At 57.5% G+C, this 18,734-nt stretch carries 17 protein-coding genes; 11 read left to right on the forward strand and 6 right to left on the reverse strand.

The window, feature by feature from the left end; genetic code table 11:
• Positions 1-489 precede the first annotated feature (489 nt).
• The 4 genes from gcvT (at position 490) to AAH446_RS07640 (ending at position 5,803) form a co-directional block, all read left to right on the forward strand.
• The gene (gene gcvT, locus AAH446_RS07625; RefSeq protein ID WP_342906112.1) at positions 490-1,584 is read left to right on the forward strand and encodes a glycine cleavage system aminomethyltransferase GcvT; all 1,095 of its coding nucleotides are present in this window, start codon (positions 490-492) and stop codon (positions 1,582-1,584) included.
• Positions 1,585-1,611: 27 nt separating this feature from the next.
• On the forward strand, positions 1,612-1,998 hold the full coding sequence (gene gcvH, locus AAH446_RS07630) for a glycine cleavage system protein GcvH (protein ID WP_342906113.1): 387 nt from the start codon (positions 1,612-1,614) through the stop codon (positions 1,996-1,998).
• A gap of 125 nt (positions 1,999-2,123) precedes the next feature.
• Positions 2,124-4,997, forward strand: coding sequence for an aminomethyl-transferring glycine dehydrogenase (gene gcvP / locus AAH446_RS07635; RefSeq protein WP_342906114.1), 2,874 nt, complete (start codon positions 2,124-2,126; stop codon positions 4,995-4,997).
• Positions 4,998-5,059: 62 nt separating this feature from the next.
• Positions 5,060-5,803 carry an SDR family oxidoreductase gene (locus AAH446_RS07640; RefSeq protein WP_342906115.1) on the forward strand — a complete coding sequence of 248 codons (744 nt, stop codon included), beginning with the start codon at positions 5,060-5,062 and terminating at the stop codon, positions 5,801-5,803.
• Positions 5,804-5,896: 93 nt separating this feature from the next.
• Here the strand turns inward: AAH446_RS07640 and AAH446_RS07645 are convergent, their stop codons facing one another.
• The 4 genes from AAH446_RS07645 to AAH446_RS07660 all read right to left on the reverse strand — a co-directional run bounded on the left by AAH446_RS07645 (position 5,897) and on the right by AAH446_RS07660 (position 10,623).
• The gene (locus AAH446_RS07645; protein ID WP_342906116.1) at positions 5,897-7,336 is read right to left on the reverse strand and encodes a 6-phospho-beta-glucosidase; all 1,440 of its coding nucleotides are present in this window, start codon (positions 7,334-7,336) and stop codon (positions 5,897-5,899) included.
• Between the two features lie 53 nt (positions 7,337-7,389).
• Positions 7,390-8,904, reverse strand: coding sequence for a PTS transporter subunit EIIC (locus AAH446_RS07650; protein ID WP_342906117.1), 1,515 nt, complete (start codon positions 8,902-8,904; stop codon positions 7,390-7,392).
• 160 nt (positions 8,905-9,064) lie between these two features.
• Complete coding sequence (locus tag AAH446_RS07655; RefSeq protein WP_342906118.1) at positions 9,065-9,793, reverse strand: MurR/RpiR family transcriptional regulator; 729 nt, start codon at positions 9,791-9,793, stop codon at positions 9,065-9,067.
• A 221-nt stretch (positions 9,794-10,014) separates the two neighbouring features.
• Positions 10,015-10,623, reverse strand: coding sequence for an HD domain-containing protein (locus tag AAH446_RS07660; protein WP_342906119.1), 609 nt, complete (start codon positions 10,621-10,623; stop codon positions 10,015-10,017).
• A 256-nt stretch (positions 10,624-10,879) separates the two neighbouring features.
• Between AAH446_RS07660 and trhA the strand changes: the two genes are divergently transcribed.
• The gene (gene trhA / locus AAH446_RS07665) at positions 10,880-11,533 is read left to right on the forward strand and encodes a PAQR family membrane homeostasis protein TrhA (RefSeq protein WP_342906120.1); all 654 of its coding nucleotides are present in this window, start codon (positions 10,880-10,882) and stop codon (positions 11,531-11,533) included.
• 30 nt (positions 11,534-11,563) lie between these two features.
• On the opposite strand, the gene ygfZ is transcribed toward trhA, so the two are convergent.
• Positions 11,564-12,547 (reverse strand): tRNA-modifying protein YgfZ, encoded by a 984-nt coding sequence (gene ygfZ, locus AAH446_RS07670; RefSeq protein ID WP_342906121.1) that lies wholly within the window; start codon positions 12,545-12,547, stop codon positions 11,564-11,566.
• 228 nt (positions 12,548-12,775) lie between these two features.
• Between ygfZ and sdhE the strand changes: the two genes are divergently transcribed.
• Together sdhE and AAH446_RS07680 are read left to right on the forward strand one after the other, a co-directional pair.
• Positions 12,776-13,042 carry an FAD assembly factor SdhE gene (sdhE, locus tag AAH446_RS07675; protein ID WP_342906122.1) on the forward strand — a complete coding sequence of 89 codons (267 nt, stop codon included), beginning with the start codon at positions 12,776-12,778 and terminating at the stop codon, positions 13,040-13,042.
• Positions 13,023-13,445, forward strand: a complete 423-nt coding sequence (locus AAH446_RS07680) for a protein YgfX (protein ID WP_342906123.1) — start codon at positions 13,023-13,025, stop codon at positions 13,443-13,445. Before sdhE ends, AAH446_RS07680 begins: the two co-directional genes overlap by 20 nt.
• Here the strand turns inward: AAH446_RS07680 and fldB are convergent.
• Positions 13,442-13,960 (reverse strand): flavodoxin FldB, encoded by a 519-nt coding sequence (fldB, locus tag AAH446_RS07685; protein WP_342906124.1) that lies wholly within the window; start codon positions 13,958-13,960, stop codon positions 13,442-13,444. The two genes, AAH446_RS07680 and fldB, sit on opposite strands and share 4 nt — an antisense overlap.
• An 83-nt stretch (positions 13,961-14,043) precedes the next feature.
• Here fldB and xerD point away from each other — a divergent pair, with 83 nt between their 5' ends.
• The 4 genes from xerD to prfB all read left to right on the forward strand — a co-directional run bounded on the left by xerD (position 14,044) and on the right by prfB (position 18,734).
• Entirely contained in the window at positions 14,044-14,937 is an 894-nt protein-coding gene (xerD, locus tag AAH446_RS07690; RefSeq protein WP_342906125.1) for a site-specific tyrosine recombinase XerD, read from the forward strand.
• A gap of 83 nt (positions 14,938-15,020) precedes the next feature.
• On the forward strand, positions 15,021-15,725 hold the full coding sequence (gene dsbC, locus AAH446_RS07695; RefSeq protein ID WP_342906126.1) for a bifunctional protein-disulfide isomerase/oxidoreductase DsbC: 705 nt from the start codon (positions 15,021-15,023) through the stop codon (positions 15,723-15,725).
• A 3-nt stretch (positions 15,726-15,728) separates the two neighbouring features.
• The gene (gene recJ / locus AAH446_RS07700; RefSeq protein WP_342906127.1) at positions 15,729-17,447 is read left to right on the forward strand and encodes a single-stranded-DNA-specific exonuclease RecJ; all 1,719 of its coding nucleotides are present in this window, start codon (positions 15,729-15,731) and stop codon (positions 17,445-17,447) included.
• A gap of 188 nt (positions 17,448-17,635) precedes the next feature.
• Positions 17,636-18,734 (forward strand): peptide chain release factor 2 gene (gene prfB, locus AAH446_RS07705; protein WP_342906128.1). Its coding sequence is split into 2 segments (ribosomal slippage): positions 17,636-17,710 and positions 17,712-18,734, totalling 1,098 coding nucleotides; the frame shifts between segments, so codons are not numbered across the junction.

The raw sequence follows: 18,734 nt of genomic DNA on the forward strand, positions 1-18,734 counted from the left end.
CACCCCTCTACAGGCGCAGTAAGGCCTGCTGGCTGCTCTCTGAAGGCGAATCTTAGATTCGCCTTTTTTCTTGTCTGTTATTCCCCGCTTTGAGACGGTTGACGCCAGCTTAGTGGCCTGGCTGCCGGTGCTGCCCCAAAATAGCCCCTCATTTGAAATATTCTAATTTAACCCCTCAGTTCGCATTATATTTTCTCATGCTTTATGGGTTTTCAGGCTGATTTTTTTTCACGAAGGCTGCTGCATTCGCTATTTTCACCTCGCTTTTGCGGTAACTAATTGTTGTTTATGTGCGTAATGACGCAGACTTATGGTGAAAAACTCTGGAAACTGCTTTGCCGGGGCGACCTGCACCAAAAAGGTTCGGCCTCGTTTTACTTATGGTTAAAGCACCTGTTCGGTGGTAACGTCAGGTCAAGGTTATCGTTTGCGTCGCGCTGTTTCAGGCCCGGCGCAGCCGTCTGAAACGTGTAAAAGCACAGGAACGATATGACTCAGCAGACTCCCTTGTTCGAACAGCATCAGGCCTGCGGCGCGCGCATGGTGGACTTTCACGGCTGGATGATGCCGCTGCACTATGGCTCTCAGCTCGATGAGCACCATGCGGTGCGCACCGACGCCGGTATGTTTGATGTGTCTCATATGACCATTGTCGATCTGCATGGCGCACGGACCCGCGACTTCCTGCGTTACCTGCTCGCCAATGACGTCGCCAAACTCACCCAGCCGGGCAAGGCGCTTTATAGCGGCATGCTTAACGCCTCCGCTGGCGTAATTGACGATCTGATTGTTTACTTTATGAGCGAAGACTTTTTCCGCATGGTGGTTAACTCCGCCACGCGTGAGAAAGATCTCGCCTGGATAACCGATCAGGCGGAACCCTACGGCGTGGAGCTACGGGTGCGCGACGATCTGGCGCTGATCGCGGTTCAGGGACCTCAGGCGAAGGAAAAGGCGGGCACGCTGCTGGATGAGACGCAGCGTCAGGCCGTCTCCGGCATGAAGCCGTTCTTTGGCGTCCAGGCAGGCGATCTGTTTATCGCCACAACCGGCTATACCGGTGAAGCCGGGTATGAAATTGCGCTGCCCAACGAGCAGGCTGCCCGTTTCTGGCAGCAGCTGGTGTCGGCGGGGGTCAAGCCAGCCGGACTCGGCGCACGCGACACGCTGCGCCTGGAAGCCGGCATGAATTTATACGGTCAGGAGATGGATGAAGGCGTCTCGCCGCTGGCGGCCAATATGGGCTGGACCCTGGCGTGGGAGCCGGCAGAACGTGATTTTATTGGCCGTGAAGCGCTGGAGGCGCAGCGTGAGCAGGGCACCGAACAGCTGGTCGGCCTGATCATGACCGAAAAAGGCGTCCTGCGAAACGAGCTGCCGGTACGCTTTACCGACAGCGCAGGCAATCTCCAGGAAGGCATTATCACCAGCGGTACATTTTCACCCACGCTGGGCTACAGCATTGCGCTGGCCCGCGTGCCGGCGGGCATCGGCGAGCAGGCGATCGTCCAGATCCGCAATCGCGAGATGCCGGTTAAGGTGACCAAACCCGTTTTTGTTCGCGCCGGTAAGCCGGTCGCATAATAACAATTACCTCAGGAGAGCAGGGCAATGAGCAATGTGCCAAATGAACTGAAATACCGTGAAAGCCATGAATGGGTGCGTAAAGAAGCTGACGGCACCTGCACGGTCGGGATCACCGAACACGCGCAGGAACTGCTGGGCGATATGGTCTTTGTGGATCTGCCTGATGTGGGCAACACCTATAGTCAGGGTGACGACTGTGCCGTGGCGGAGTCGGTAAAGGCGGCTTCCGATATCTATGCGCCCGTCAGTGGCGAAATCATTGAGGTTAACAGCGCGCTGGACGGCGAGCCGGAACTGGTTAACAGCGCGCCCTATGCGGAAGGCTGGCTGTTTAAAATCAAACCCAGCGACGAGTCTGAACTCGACGCCCTGCTTGACGCAGATGCCTACAAAACCAGTATCGACGAGTAAGTCGTCACTGAACCGGGCGGGACGCTTTTCCTGCCCGGCAGCCTGCCCGCATCCGGCGCAGGCTGTGAAGATCACTCTCGTTTGCCTTACATCCCTTTTCCATGCCGATTCAGGATTTACCGCTAATGACCCAGACTCTCAGCCAGCTTGAACATACCGGCGCGTTCATCGAACGCCATATTGGTCCATCGCAGGAGCAGCAGGCTGCCATGCTCAATGCTACCGGTGCCAGCTCCCTCAGCGACCTGATCGCGTCGATCGTGCCGGCTGACATCCAGCTGCCGGGCCCTCCCGCCGTAGGCGAGGCGGCGACCGAGCATCAGGCGCTGGCCGAGCTGAAGGCCATTGCCAGTCAGAATCAGGTCTACAAATCTTACATCGGCATGGGTTACTCCCCGGTGCTGACTCCGCCGGTGATTCTGCGCAACATGCTTGAGAATCCGGGCTGGTACACCGCCTACACGCCTTATCAGCCGGAAGTATCGCAGGGTCGTCTTGAGGCGCTGCTCAACTTCCAGCAGGTAACGCTGGATCTGACCGGGCTGGATATCGCCTCTGCCTCGCTGCTTGATGAAGCGACGGCGGCCGCCGAAGCGATGGCGATGGCGAAACGCGTCAGTAAGCTGAAAACGGCCAACCGCTTCTTTGTGGCGGAAGACGTTCATCCGCAGACGCTGGACGTGGTGCGTACGCGTGCGGAAACGTTCGGATTTGAAATTCTGGTCGATAAGGCGGAGAAAGTCCTCGATCATCAGGATATCTTTGGCGTGCTGCTACAGCAGGTTGGCACCACTGGCGAAGCGCACGACTACACGGCGCTGATCGCTGAGCTGAAAAGCCGTAAAGCGATCGTCAGCGTTGCGGCGGATTTTATGGCGCTGGTACAGCTTCAGGCGCCTGGCCGACAGGGCGCGGATATCGTCTTCGGCTCCGCCCAGCGTTTCGGCGTGCCGATGGGCTACGGCGGCCCGCATGCGGCGTTCTTCGCCGCGCGGGATGAGCATAAGCGCTCAATGCCGGGACGCATTATTGGCGTTTCCCGCGATGCGGCGGGCAACACCGCGCTGCGTATGGCAATGCAGACGCGTGAGCAGCATATCCGCCGCGAGAAGGCGAACTCTAACATCTGTACCTCTCAGGTGTTGCTGGCGAATATTGCCAGCCTCTATGCGGTGTTCCACGGCCCGGTTGGGCTGAAGCGCATCGCCGCACGCATTCATCGCCTGACGGATATCCTGGCTGCCGGTTTGCAAAAGGGCGGACTGGCGCTGCGTCACGCGACCTGGTTTGACACGCTGACCGTTGAGGTGGCGGATAAAGCCGCCGTGCTCGATCGGGCGCTGAGCTTCGGCGTTAACCTGCGCACCGACATCCATAACGCGGTGGGGATCACGCTGGATGAAACCACCTCCCGTGAAGATGTGGCCGCGCTGTTCTCCATTCTGCTGGGTGAAGAACATGGTCAGGATATCGACGCGCTCGACGCGGCGGTTGCCAGCGGGAGCCCGACGATACCGGCTGCGCTGCAGCGTCAGGACGCTATCCTGACCCATCCGGTCTTTAACCGGCATCACAGTGAGACTGAGATGATGCGCTACATGCACAGCCTTGAGCGCAAAGATCTTGCGCTGAACCAGGCGATGATTCCACTCGGCTCCTGCACCATGAAGCTGAACGCGGCAGCGGAGATGATTCCGATCACCTGGCCGGAATTTGCCGGGCTGCATCCGTTCTGTCCGGCGGATCAGGCCACCGGCTACCTGCAAATGATTGGTCAGCTTTCCCAGTGGCTGGTGCAGCTGACCGGCTACGACGCGCTTTGCATGCAGCCAAACTCAGGCGCTCAGGGCGAATATGCCGGGCTGCTGGCCATCCGGCGCTACCATGAAAGCCGCAACGAAGGCGGACGTAACGTTTGTCTGATCCCAAGCTCCGCGCACGGAACTAACCCCGCCTCCGCGCAGATGGCCGGAATGTCCGTGGTGGTGGTCGCCTGTGACAAGCAGGGCAACATCGACCTGCACGATTTGCGGATGAAGGCGGAGCAGACCGGCGAGGCGCTCTCCTGCATTATGGTGACTTACCCCTCAACGCACGGCGTTTATGAAGAAACCATCCGCGAGGTTTGTCAGATCGTTCATCAGTTCGGTGGCCAGGTTTACCTTGATGGTGCCAATATGAATGCTCAGGTGGGCATCACCACGCCGGGTTATATCGGGGCGGACGTCTCTCACCTGAACCTGCATAAAACCTTCTGTATTCCGCACGGCGGCGGCGGACCGGGCATGGGCCCGATCGGCGTGAAGGCGCACCTGGCACCTTTTGTGCCCGGTCACAGCGTGGTGCAGATTGATGGCGTGCTGACCCAGCAGGGCGCCGTCTCCGCGGCACCTTTCGGCAGCGCGTCAATCCTGCCAATCAGCTGGATGTATATCCGGATGATGGGCGCGGAAGGGCTGAAGCAGGCCAGTTCTGTCGCCATTCTTAACGCCAACTACATTGCGACCCGCCTGCAGTCGGCCTATCCGATCCTCTATACCGGACGCGACGGGCGCGTGGCGCACGAATGCATCCTGGATATCCGACCGCTGAAAGAGCAGACGGGGATCAGCGAGCTGGATATCGCCAAGCGCCTGATTGACTACGGCTTCCACGCGCCGACGATGTCCTTCCCGGTCGCCGGAACGCTGATGGTGGAGCCGACGGAGTCAGAAAGCAAAATCGAACTGGATCGCTTTATTGATGCGATGCTCTCCATTCGCATGGAGATCGATCGCGTTGCCGACGGAGAGTGGCCGGCTGACGATAATCCGCTGGTTAATGCCCCGCATACCCAGATGGAGATCGTCGGTGAGTGGGCGCATCCCTACAGCCGTGAGCTGGCCGTCTTCCCGGCCGGCAGCGAGAACAAGTACTGGCCAACGGTGAAGCGTCTGGATGATGTGTATGGCGACCGTAACCTGTTCTGCTCCTGCGTGCCGATGAGCGAATATGAGTAGTCTGGCGTTTTAAGCTAAAGTTGAGAGGGCACGGTAAGTGCCCTTTTTTTATGGGAAAACGAATGAATATTGCGTTAGTGACCGGCGGCAGCCGGGGCATCGGGCGGGAAACCTCATTACTGCTGGCCCAGCGCGGTTTTAACGTGGCGGTGAACTATCGTCAGAACGCCGCTGCGGCAGAAGACGTGGTGGCGCTGATAACGGCGCGGGGCGGCAGGGCGTTTGCAGTCCAGGCTGATATCGCCGACGAACGGCAGGTTGTGGCGATGTTTGAACAGATTGACCAGCAGCCGGGCCAGCTCCGCGCACTGGTGAATAATGCCGGGATCCTTTTTCAGCAGGCCAGCGTGGAACAGCTGACAGCGGAGCGAATCAACCGGGTCTTTGCCACAAATGTGACAGGCTGTTTTATCTGCTGCCGTGAAGCCGTAAAAAGGATGGCTCACCACCATGGCGGAGAAGGCGGCGCTATTGTGAACGTCTCCTCAGCGGCAGCGCGGCTGGGCGCGCCCGGCGAGTATGTCGATTATGCGGCATCAAAAGGGGCGATGGATACGCTGACGAAAGGGCTTTCGCTTGAGGTGGCGGCTCAGGGTATCAGGGTGAACGGCGTACGCCCCGGTTTGATCTATACGGAAATGCACGCCGATGGCGGCGAGCCCGGCAGAGTGGATCGCGTTGCGCCCGGTTTGCCCATGCAGCGTGGCGGGCAGCCTGTAGAGATCGCTCAGGCTATTTTGTGGCTGCTAAGCGACGAAGCTTCTTATGTTACCGGCACCTTCATTGATGCGGCGGGTGGACGGTAGGCCAGTTTAATACCGGGGCAAATATGCCCCGGCTTGTGCCCGGCTTCAGCGCCTTAACGGCAGGCGCAATAAGCTGTTTCGGTATATACCGGACTAAAGATCCGCTCCGTTGCTGGCGATTACCTGCTGATACCAGCCAAAGCTTTTCTTTTTCGAGCGGTTCATCGTTCCGCTGCCATCATCGTTCTTATCCACGTAAATAAAGCCATAGCGTTTGCTGTACTGGCCGGTGGTAAAGGAGACGCAGTCGATGCAGCCCCAGGGCGTGTAGCCCATCAGCTCTACGCCGTCATAAAATACCGCCAGCTTCATCTGCTCAATATGCGCCTGAAGATAGGCGATGCGGTAGTCATCGTTCACCACGCCGTTCTCATCCCGCTTGTCGATGGCTCCAAACCCATTTTCCACGATAAACAGCGGCTTCTGATAGCGCTCATAAAGCGCCGCCAGGCTGTAGCGCAGGCCGACGGGATCGATTTGCCAGCCCCAGTCGGAGGCTTTGACGTGGGGATTAGGAACGCTGCCCTCAAAGCCGGATACCGCGCTGCCGCTGCCCTGGGCGTTAGCCTGCACCGCGTTGCTCATGTAATAGCTCAGGCCAATGTAATCTGCACACCCTTCGCGGAGGATCCGGGCATCGTCTTCCTGCATATCAATCTGATAACCCTTACGCGCCCACTCATTAAGAATATAAGAGGGGTAATAGCCGCGCATATGTACGTCGCCAAACAGATAGCGTTCCCGCATCGCTTCCTGAGCAAACATCACGTCATCGGGATGGCAGGACCAGGGATAGAGCGGCACCATGGCGATCATGCAGCCGATCTGAACATCCGGGTTGATCTCATGGCCCAGCTTAACCACGAGCGCGCTGGCGACGAACTGATGATGCAGCACCTGATACATCGCCTGTTCGGGGTTGTCATGCCGGGTAAATACCACGCCGGAACAGCAGTAGCCAAACAGCGGATATTTCCAGTTGCGCTGGTTGTTGATTTCGTTAAAGGTCATCCAGTACTTCACTTTACCTTTATAACGCTCCAGCACGACCTCGCTGAAGCGGACAAAGAAATCGACGACCTTGCGGTTCAGCCAGCCGCCATACTCTTTCACCAGATGGTAAGGCATTTCGAAATGCGAAAGGGTAATCACCGGCTCGATATTGTATTTCAGCAGCTCATCAAACAGATCGTCGTAAAATTGCAGGCCCGCCTCGTTGGGCTCCTGCTCATCGCCGTTAGGGAAAATTCGCGTCCAGGCGATGGAGGTACGAAAACATTTGAAGCCCATTTCGGCGAACAGCGCCACATCCTCTTTGTAGCGGGAGTAGAAATCTACCGCCTCATGGTTAGGATAACGGTAGCCCTCCTCAATGCCGTCCGTCATTACGCGATCCACGCCGTGGGCGCCGCCGGAAAGAACGTCAGCGATGCTGACGCCTTTACCGCCCCGATCCCACCCGCCTTCGACCTGGTGTGCGGCAACCGCGCCGCCCCAGAGAAAGTCTTTTGGTAACTGCTGATGTGTGCTCATCAATCCCGTCCTGTTGATTAAAGGTATTCTGAGGGCCTGTTCACCCTCCTGTATCAGGCCTGTGAAGGCTTAAGCTGCGCGTCGCCGGCGCGGGGAGCATCCGGCTGCTCTTTAAAGCCTGCCAGCCAGGTAAACAGCGCCCCCAGGACAAACGCAACGCTTATCGAAAGCAGAAAGCCCAGGAACTGCGGCATATGGCCTTCTTTAAAGAAGACCGGCAGCACCGCAATGCCGGGCAGGCAGTAGCTCCAGGAAACGGCGTTAAACAGCCCGGCTATCGCACCGCCGATAGCGCCAGCAAGACAGCCGCAGATCATGGGGCGTTTCAGCCTGAGCGCCACGCCGTAGATCGCAGGTTCGGTAATGCCGAACAGCGCCGTCAGGCCGGCGGAGAGCGCCACGCGCCGCATCTCCTGATCTTTTGCCTTCAGCCAGACGCCGAAGGTCGCGCCCGCCATGGCAAAGACGGGCGAGGCCTGAAGCCCGGTAAAGGTGTCATAACCCAGGGTCGCATAGTTACCTACCGTAACGGGCGTAATGCCCCAGTGCACGCCCAGCGTCACCAGCGGCATCCACAGCGCGCCTACCACAAAGCCGGCGATAGAAGGACTGAGGGCATAAAGGGTGTTATAGACGCCGCCGATCGCGCCGCCAATCGCATTGCCGATTGGGCCGAAGGCCAGCAGGGTGAGCGGCACCATAATGGCGATGCAGAACATGGGCGTGAAAAGATTACGGATCACCAGCGGCAAAATGCGCTCGAAGAAGCGCTGAAGATAAGACATCACCCAGACCATCAGAATGACCGGGATCACTGAAGCGGTGTAGCTCAGGTACTTTACCGGCAGACCGAAGAAGTCGAGCGCCGGAGCATCGACGGGAATACCCGCGACGCCGGAAAGAATTTTAGCGATCTCCGGATTGCTGACCGCCTCTTTCATCAGCTGCTGCATGGCCGGATCCGCTGAGTTGACCAGAAGGATTTTGTTGGCGGTCAGCATGTTCATATAGTCGGGACTGACCAGCGCGCAGGCAGCAATCACGGCGGTGAACGGATTCACGTTAAATTTCCTGGCGGCGGTGAAGGCCACCATCACCGGCAGGAAAGTGAAGCCGGTCCAGGAGACAAAGTTCAGAATCCGCGAGGCGCCGCTTGCCGGGTCCATCCAGCCGAGGGCGGTCACCAGGGACAGAATACCCTGCAAAATGCCGCAGGCGGCGAGTGGATAAAGGAAAGGGGCAAAGATACTGGAGATAATATCCATCAGGCGGCTGACGATGCCGACATGAGGCGCGGAAACGGCGGCATTTTCATCAATAGTGACGTGACGAAGCACCTCCCGGTAAGCGTCGCCAACGTGGTTTCCGATAACCACCTGCAGCTGGCCGCCTGCCTCGATAACGGTAATAACGCCTTTGACGCGTTTTAGCTGCTCTTTATTCACCTTATTATGGTCTTTGATGATAAACCGCAGCCGGGTGGCGCAATGCGTGACATTAATCACATTATCGCTGCCGCCAATAAACTCAATTATTTCCACTGCTGACTGGGCATAGTTCAGCGCCATGGTTATCTCCTCGGTAGGGTACGTTTACTCCTGCGGCAGGGCTGCCGTGGAGCATTTGGTTTTATTATTGCGGTGAGTTTATCAACGGAAAAAAGAAAGTCACGATATAACAAATCCGCGCCGGGCGTGATTTGTCACATGCAAAAAACAGGGTGTTTTTTTATTTAAGCCGCCCGGCGAGCCGGCGGCCAATCGTTTCCAGAATATAGATCACGGGAACCTGGGTAGTGACGTCATATTCGTCGGAGACCAGCAGCTGCGGCATATGGTAGGAAAGATTGAAGTCCGCCATCTTTGCCAGGGATGAGTTGTCATTATTGGTAATGGTAATAACCTGGCAGCGATGCAGGCTGAACTGGCTGGCAAGGCGTAAAATTTCCGGCGTTTCTCCCGACACGGATAATATAATCGCCACCGCATCTTTATACATATCGCTGTTAACAGGATAATAAGGATCGTCAATATAATTACTAAACTTGCCGACATTTGAAAAGAAACGGGCACCATATTTCCCTAATGTGCCTGAGGTCCCCGCGCCGACAAAAATAATACGTTCGGCGCAGGCCAGCTGCGTGACCGCTTTATCAATTAGCGAGTCGAACTCTTCATTATTAATACTTTTAAAGAAGCTGACGATTTCGCTGATGCCGGAGTAGCCCGGCTGACGCTGCTCCTGCTCAAGCCAGATCCTGAAGCGAATGCGGAACTCGGAATAGCCGTCGCAGTTCATCTTGCGGCAAAAACGCAGCACCGTCGTGGTGGAGACCGAGGCCGCGTCCGCGAGTTCCCGGATGGTCATATACATAACCTTGTCCCGGTTTTTAACCGTGAAATTATAAACCTGGAGTTCCAGATCGTTCAGGGTGGCAAGATTATGGTGCGTGAACATAGCGGCGCTCAAAGTCCCGGGACTCACTACCTTAGCAGATTTCATCCCGGTCGTGGTGGCGATTCGCCGTGCGTGCAGCGTGACTCACAAACGTCTGCCGGAAAAAGAAGCAGGGAGCGAAAAGCAAGCGGCAAAATGTCTGTCCAGGCGGCCTTTGGCACATCCGTGTTGCTGCGGGCGCGCTGTTTCGCAGGCATTCACCCGGAGAAGCAATAGTCAGACTACAGCAGCCAGCCTTTCTGCTGTGCCCGCTCAAGATGGTTTTTCAGGTACTGCCACAGCGCCGGCCACTCTGCCGCCAGCGCCAGATTCCGGGCCAGCACCTGTTCGAGGCGGATTTCGTTTTCTATCCAGCTCCGGCCCTCATTATGCAGGTTCTGAATAATAGGCAGGGCGCGATCGAGCATATTGGCGAAGCGCGCGTCGGCGGTTTCGCCCGCTTCATACTCATCCCAGAGACCGCGGAAGCGGTCACGCAGCGCGGAAGGCAGCAGGCTGAATATGCGATCGGCGGCGGCCATCTCCTGCTGGTGGATAGCATCCCGGGCAGCAAGGTCGTAGACCATTACATCTCCGGCATCGATTTCCACCACGTCGTGCAGCAGCGCCATCTGCACTACGCGCGGCACGTCCACCGGGAAGCCGACGTAAGGCGCGAGGCTCATGGCCGCGACGGCCAGATGCCAGCTGTGCTCGGCGGAGTTCTCGTGGCGCGAATTGCCCACCAGGCGAGTGCGTCGCTCAACGCGTTTCAGTTTGTCCAGTTCCATCAGAAACTGCATCACTTCTGTCATTTCACCAAAATCTAACGCGGATACCTTACCGGACATGCTTCGCCTCGCGATTCCCTGAGGAAAAAAGTTAAGGAGGATTGTAAGGTAATCGTTTGCTTTTTTCTTTTCGAAAAGTGTTACATCCCTTCACAGACTTATTTGAGCTTACACCTGTACACTGAAAAAGAAGTCTGTCAGGCTGGCTTGCACATCTTCTACACAAAGGTGGGGTGCAACGCCCGCTACCCGCAATGATGTGATTTAAAACAGCACTGCGGCCTTCACATTGTCAGGTTCAGGAGTTACAAAGTTCATGACAGAAAAATCATTAACGGAACAGGATTATTCGCCCGCCGAGGAAATGGCCAACAGCATCAGTCACGGAATTGGTTTTCTCTTCGGCATTGTCGGTCTGGTACTGCTGTTGATGCAGGCCACTGAAAGCCATGCGGACTTTCTCGCTATAACCAGCTACAGCCTCTATGGCGGCAGCATGATCCTGCTGTTTCTGGCCTCCACCCTTTACCATGCGATACCCCATCCGCATGCCAAACGCTGGCTTAAAAAGCTCGATCACTGCGCGATTTATCTTCTGATTGCGGGAACCTATACGCCGTTTTTGCTGATCGGACTGAAATCGCCGCTGGCGCACGGGCTGATGGGGGTAATCTGGGGGCTGGCGCTGGCAGGCATCCTCTTTAAGCTGCTTTTTGTGCACCGCTTTGAAAAACTTTCGGTAATAACCTATCTGCTGATGGGCTGGCTTTCACTGATTGTGATCTGGCAACTGGCGCTGAAGCTGCCGGCTGGGGGTATCTGGCTGCTGGCGGCGGGTGGGGTGATCTATTCGCTGGGCGTCATCTTTTACGTGTCGAAGCGTATTCCTTTTAACCACGCCATCTGGCACGGCTTTGTGCTGGCGGGCTGCCTCTGCCACTTCCTCTCTATTTATCTTTATGTGATCTGAATTGGGGGCCAGCCGGCCCCCGTTTACAGGTCACTCGGTCAGCGGGTAGGGCAGCGGCTGAATAGACAGTTTGCCGCCTTCGTCACCCTTGACGCGCAGTTCGCTTTCCGGTTCAAGATCGTTGTTCAACACCGCCTGAACCCAGACCTCGCCGTTGTCGAGCTGGCAGGCTGCCAGAATGGTGCCGGTTCGCCGCCAGTTCTCACCGAGCTTCATCTCCAGAGAATCGTTGGCGGCCGGAACCTGTGCGGCCGTGCCAGCCAGCCAGTAAAGCGCCCGCTTGTTGGCGCCGCGAAATTTAGCGCGCGCCACCATTTCCTGACCGGTATAACAGCCTTTCTTAAAGCTGATGGCATCCAGCGCCTGAAGGTTGGTGGCCTGCGGAATAAACTGTGCGCTGGTCTCTGCGTCAATTACTGGCAGACCCGCTTCAATATTCAGCGCCAGCCACTGCTTGCTGTCGTTCAGCTGCGCCTGGCCCTCAAGATGCTGGACAATCGCCTGCGCTTTTTCCGCGCTGGTGACCAGCAGAAAACGCTCGGCGGGCGTAGGGAACCAGAGCAGGGTGGTTTCATCCTGCTGAACAACCGGATTTTCCGCATCCGGCAGGGTGGAAAAAAGGCCGGTCAGTGCAGCCCGGCACTGGAAACCGGCCACGCCCAGCAGAGAGGCCTCATCGTCGGCAACGATGGCGACTTTGGCGAAGATGGCATATTTCTTCAGCTCCGCGATCTGATTATCACGCAGGCTGCGGCGCTCGATATAAGCCAGCCCCTCAGCGCGATGGAAAAGACGCAGATTGCTCCACATTTTTCCTTTAGCATCGCAGTGCGCGGCAGGAAGGTGGCTGTTAGCGCCCAGCGCCGCAACGTCCAGGGTGATCTGTCCCTGTAAATAGCTGACGCTGTCGGCGCCGGTAACGTTCACCAGCGCCCACTCTTCCAGCGAAATCAGCGTAAGTGGCAGGCGCGCCGAAGCCGCAGGTTGACGGGGCGGAAAAGAAAATGTCGGCATAATTCAGTCCTGAAGTGGGGTGAAAAGAGCAGCTCTGTTTCTCATGTTAAAAGAGCCGACCGGCTTTGCAACCAGTTTCCGGAAAACGACGCACAAAAGGTGTGATAACCCTGCAACTTAAGCAGGGGTTATGGAGGCAGGCGTGAAAGGCGCTAATGGCACGTCAACATTGCGAATAAAAAGCGTTACACTAGCGTCCATCTTTGGCTGACTGACGATGGTTGAAAAATGGATATTAGCAATAAAGCGCGGGTTCACTGGGCCTGCCGCAGAGGCATGCGCGAACTGGATATCTCCATCATGCCGTTTTTCGAATACGAATATGACTCCCTGAGCGATACCGATAAGCAGCTCTTCGTCCGGCTGCTGGAGAGTGACGATCCGGATTTATTTAACTGGCTGATGAACCACGGCGAGCCGGCGGACGCTGAGCTGAAGCGTATGGTGAACCTTATCCAGCAGCGAAACCAGCAACGTGGCCCTGTGGCACGCTGATCTGCGGATATCCTGGCGCGCGCAGTGGATCTCGCTGCTGCTGCACGGCGCGGTCATGCTGGCGCTGCTGCTGGCGCCGTGGCCCGCCAGCTATACCCCTGTCTGGATGCTGCTTCTGACGCTGGTCGTTTTTGAGTGTCTGCGCAGCCAGCGGCGTATCCGCAGCCGGGAAGGCACCCTCAGGCTGGTTGCGCCGCGCGAGCTTGAGTGGCGGCAGTCACGCTGGCGGCTTTGCGGGCGGCCTCTGATGACGCGCCAGGCGATGTTGCTGGCGCTGCGGTCGGCGCAGGGAGAGAAAGAAAAGCTGTGGGTGATGAGGGACAGCATGGATGAGGAAGCATGGCGACAGCTCCGGCAGCAGCTACCCGGCATGGAAGCCTCATCCCGGCACGACGGAGCTTAAAGCGAGGCGGCCATTTCCGTCAGGATCTGTTCGCACCACTGCGCAATGCGATCGTCGGTCTCTTCAAACTGGTTAATATCATCCAGCGCCAGACCGACAAACTGTTTACCGTCTGCGGTGAGCGGCTTTTTGCTGGTAAACTCGTAGCCTTCATTCGGCCAGAAGCCGACAAATTTCACGCCGGAAGGCAGCAGGATCTCGTGGAGCATGCCCAGCGCATCAAGGAACCATTCGCTGTATTCGCCCTGGTCTCCCATGCCGTAGAGGGCCACGACCTTGCCGCGCAGGTTTAGGGCTGGGAGTTCGTTCCAGATCGCCTCCCAGTCCTCCTGCAACTCGCCAAAGTCCCAGGTCGGGATGCCGAGGATCAGCATGTCGTACTGTTCCATCAGGCCCGGTGAGTCATCTTTCAGGTTATGCAGGGTGACGAGATCCTCGCCGATAAAATCGCGGATCTTCTCTGCTGCCATTTCGGTGTAGCAGGTGCTTGAACCGTAAAACAGACCAATTTTCATATCCGGTAAACTCAATTCTCTTGATGCAATGGCGCGAATTATATCAGAATTGAAACGGATGCCGGTAACTAAGGGGCGATGAGGTGCAGGATAGCGAGCTGATTGAACAGTTTCTGGATGCAACATGGATTGAGCGTAACCTGGCGGAAAACACCGTCGTCTCCTACCGGCTGGATCTGATGTCGCTGGCGGGATGGCTGGCGCATCACAGCAGCGATCTGCGCCAGGCCAGCACGGCCGATCTCCAGCAGTTTCTGGCCGAGCGGCTTGAGGGCGGCTACAAGGCCAGCAGCTCAGCCCGCCTGCTGAGCGCCATGCGCCGCCTGTTTCAGTATCTCTACCGGGAAAAGTACCGCGAGGACGATCCCAGCGCGCTGCTCTCCTCCCCCAAGCTGCCGCAGCGGCTGCCGAAAGATCTCAGCGAGGCGCAAATCGATCGCCTGCTTCAGGCCCCGAGCGTGGAGCAGCCGATTGAGCTGCGTGATAAGGCGATGCTGGAGCTGCTTTACGCCACCGGACTGCGCGTCACCGAGCTGGTGAGCCTGACGCTGAATAATGTCAGCCTCCGGCAGGGCGTGGTGCGCGTGATCGGCAAAGGCAATAAAGAACGGCTGGTGCCGCTGGGGGAAGAGGCGGTGCACTGGCTGGAGCAGTATATTGAGTATGGCCGTCCCTGGCTGCTCAATGGTCAGACGCTGGACGTGCTGTTTCCCAGCAGCCGCGCCCGGCAAATGACCCGGCAAACTTTCTGGCATCGGATTAAACATTACGCCACACTGGCGGGGATCGACAGCGAGAAACTGTCGCCCCACGTTCTGCGCCATGCATTTGCCACCCATCTGCTGAACCACGGAGCGGATTTGCGTGTCGTACAGATGCTGCTGGGGCACAGCGATCTTTCCACCACCCAAATTTATACGCATGTCGCCACCGAGCGGCTGCGTCAGCTGCACCAGCAGCACCATCCCCGCGCGTAGCGCGGTGCTTTCGTTTAACAGCATAAACATCACGCCAGCGGGCGGATGTTAACGGCCCGCCAGCGCGGCCATGAGGATCCCGAATGAAGAAGCGTTACCTGTTGCTTACCCTGCTGATGAGTGCCCTCGGCGGCCTGGCCCATGCGGATGATGCGGCCATTCAGCAATCGCTGAAAAAGTTAGGCTTACAGCAGACAGAGATCCGCCCTTCCTCGCTGCCAGGAATGAAAACGGTACTGACGGAAAGCGGCGTGTTGTACGTCACCGATGACGGTAAACAGTTTATTCAGGGGCCGCTGTATGACGTCAGCGGTGGTCAGCCTGTTAACGTCACTAATCAGATGCTCGCCAAAAAAGTTGATGCGCTGGCTGACGAGATGATCGTGTATAAAGCGCCAAAAGAGCAGCACGTCATTACCGTTTTTACCGATATTACCTGCGGCTACTGCCGCAAGCTGCATAACGAGATGGCGGACTACAATGCGCTGGGCATCACCGTGCGCTATCTGGCGTTTCCACGCGAGGGGATGAACGGTCAGGTCGCCAAAGAGATGAAATCTATCTGGTGTACCGCCGATCGCCGTAAGGCCTTTAATGAGGCAATGAAAGGTGAAGCCGTCTCGCCTGTCGACTGTAACATTGATATCGGCCAGCAGTATAAGCTGGGCATCCTTTATGGCATCCAGGGTACGCCCGCCATGCTGCTGGATAACGGGATGATGATCCCGGGTTACCAGGGGCCGAAAGAACTTAAGCAGCTGCTGGACAGCCAGAAAGCGGGCGGCTGACGGGTGACGAGTAAAACTGAACTTCGTCGCCGTCAGGCGGTGGAAGGGGGAGCGCTTCCCGACACGCTTCACCCGCTGCTGCGCCGGCTCTATGCCAACCGCGGCGTGACGCAGGCCGCCGAACTGGAGCGCGGCGCAAAAAACCTGCACGCGTTTCACTCCCTGAGCGGGATTGATCGGGCGGCTGAAATTCTGCAAAACGCGATTGCTGATAACCTCTGCATTATGATCGTCGGCGACTTTGACGCCGATGGGGCGACCAGTACCGCGCTGACGGTGCTGGCACTGCGCAGCATGGGTGGCAGTAACGTTAAATACCTGGTGCCGAACCGCTTTGATGACGGCTATGGCCTCAGTCCGGAAGTGGTGGAGCAGGCCGCCGCGCGCGGCGCGCAGCTGATAGTAACCGTTGATAATGGTATTTCTTCCCATGCGGGCGTCAGCCTGGCGCACGAAAAAGGGATTGCTGTCGTTATCACCGATCACCACCTGCCGGGCGACACGCTGCCCGACGCGGAAGCCATTGTTAATCCGAACCTCCAGGACTGTGCGTTTCCCTCCCGCTCGCTGGCGGGCGTTGGCGTGGCGTTTTATCTGATGCTGGCGCTGCGGGCAAGGCTGCGTGACGGCGGTGCAACGACGCTGCCCAACCTCGCCGAACTGCTGGATCTGGTTGCGCTTGGCACGGTCGCCGATGTGGTACCGCTGGATGCCAACAACCGTATTCTGGTCTGGCAGGGGCTGAGCCGCATCCGCGCCGGAAAATGCCGGGCCGGGATCCGGGCGCTGCTGGAAATCGCAAATCGCGATGCGCGCCAGCTGGCGGCAAGTGACCTCGGTTTTGCGCTGGGTCCCCGGCTTAATGCGGCGGGGCGGCTGGACGACATGTCCGTGGGCGTGGCGCTGCTGCTGAGCGAAGATATCGCCCAGGCCCGCATGCTCGCCAGCGAGCTGGATGCGCTGAACCAGACGCGCAAAGAGATTGAACAGGGAATGCAAACCGAGGCGCTGGCGCTGTGCGATAAGCTGGAACGCAGCAGCGAAGCGCTCCCGCTCGGTATCGCCATGTATCATCCCGACTGGCATCAGGGGGTGGTGGGCATTCTGGCGTCACGCCTGAAAGAGCGTTTTCACCGGCCGGTGATCGCCTTTGCCCCCTCGGGAGACGGCACGCTGAAAGGCTCAGGGCGCTCCATCGCCGGCCTGCATATGCGTGATGCGCTGGAGCGGCTGGATACGCTCCATCCGGGGCTGATCATCAAATTCGGCGGCCACGCCATGGCGGCAGGCCTCTCGCTGGAGGCTGAGAAGTTCGACGCCTTTCGTGAGCGCTTTGGCGAACTGGTGGGAGAGTGGCTTGACGCGGAATCACTGCAGGGCGTCGTCTGGTCTGATGGCGAACTGATGCCGCAGGAGCTGACCCTGCCGACGGCGGAGCTGCTGCGGGAAGCGGGCCCCTGGGGCCAGGCGTTTCCCGAGCCGCAGTTTGATGGCAAATTCAAACTTATCCAGCAGCGGCTGGTGGGCGAGCGCCACCTTAAAGTGATGATCGAACCGCTGGGCGGCGGTCCGCTGCTGGACGGCATCGCCTTTAATGTGGATACCACGCTCTGGCCGGACCCCAGCGTGAAGCAGGTTGAGCTGGCCTATAAGCTGGACATCAATGAGTTTCGTGGCAACCGGAACGTGCAGCTGATCATCGATCATCTCTGGCCGCTGTAGCTGACTCATCCTGTAAGCCGGGGAAAGGGAAAGTGCGTCCCATCCCCGGCACTTCGCCGTTTCGCCTGCGCGCTGGGGCATCTGCGGTGAAATTGCTCCCGCTTCAACGCTACAATCCTCACAAGATTTCAGTTAAACTGCTTCGTTACAATTAAGCCCATTCGATCACCTAAAAAGATTCTTAAATCATGTTTGAAATTAACCCGGTAAAGAACCGAATTCAGGATCTCTCAGAGCGCAGCGGCGTTCTTAGGGGGTATCTTTGACTACGATGCCAAGAAAGAACGCTTAGAAGAAGTTAACGCCGAACTGGAACAGCCGGACGTCTGGAACGAGCCGGAACGTGCCCAGGCGCTCGGTAAAGAGCGCTCCTCGCTGGAAGCCATTGTCGAAACGCTGGATCAGATGAGTCAGGGTCTGGAAGACGTGAGCGGCCTGCTTGAGCTGGCGGTGGAAGCGGACGACGAAGAAACCTTTAATGAGGCGATCGCCGAGCTGGATCTTCTGGATAAGAAGCTTGCAGAGCTTGAGTTCCGCCGTATGTTCTCCGGCGAGTATGACAGCGCCGACTGCTACATTGATATCCAGGCGGGTTCCGGTGGCACCGAGGCGCAGGACTGGGCCGGTATGCTGGTCCGTATGTACCTGCGCTGGGCCGAGAGCAAAGGCTTCAAAACCGAGGTGATCGAAGAGTCCGAAGGTGAAGTCGCCGGGATCAAATCCGCGACGCTGCGCATCATGGGCGACTACGCATTTGGCTGGCTGCGGACCGAAACCGGCGTTCACCGCCTGGTGCGTAAAAGCCCGTTCGACTCCGGCGGCCGTCGCCATACCTCTTTCAGCTCCGCCTTTATTTATCCGGAAGTGGAAGACGATATTGATATCGAGATCAATCCGGCAGACCTGCGTATCGACGTCTACCGCGCATCCGGCGCGGGCGGACAGCACGTTAACCGGACCGAATCGGCGGTGCGTATTACCCATATTCCGACCAATACCGTGACCCAGTGTCAGAACGACCGTTCTCAGCATAAGAACAAAGACCAGGCGATGAAGCAGATGAAGGCGAAGCTGTACGAGCTGGAAATGCAGAAGAAAAATGCTGAAAAACAGGCGCTGGAAGATAACAAATCCGATATCGGCTGGGGTAGTCAGATCCGCTCCTACGTGCTTGATGATTCACGTATCAAGGATCTGCGTACCGGCGTTGAAACCCGTAATACCCAGGCGGTGCTGGATGGCGATCTGGACCGTTTTATTGAAGCAAGCTTGAAAGCAGGGCTATAA

The organism is Erwinia psychrophila, from assembly GCF_039023475.1.
GTDB lineage: Bacteria > Pseudomonadota > Gammaproteobacteria > Enterobacterales > Enterobacteriaceae > Erwinia.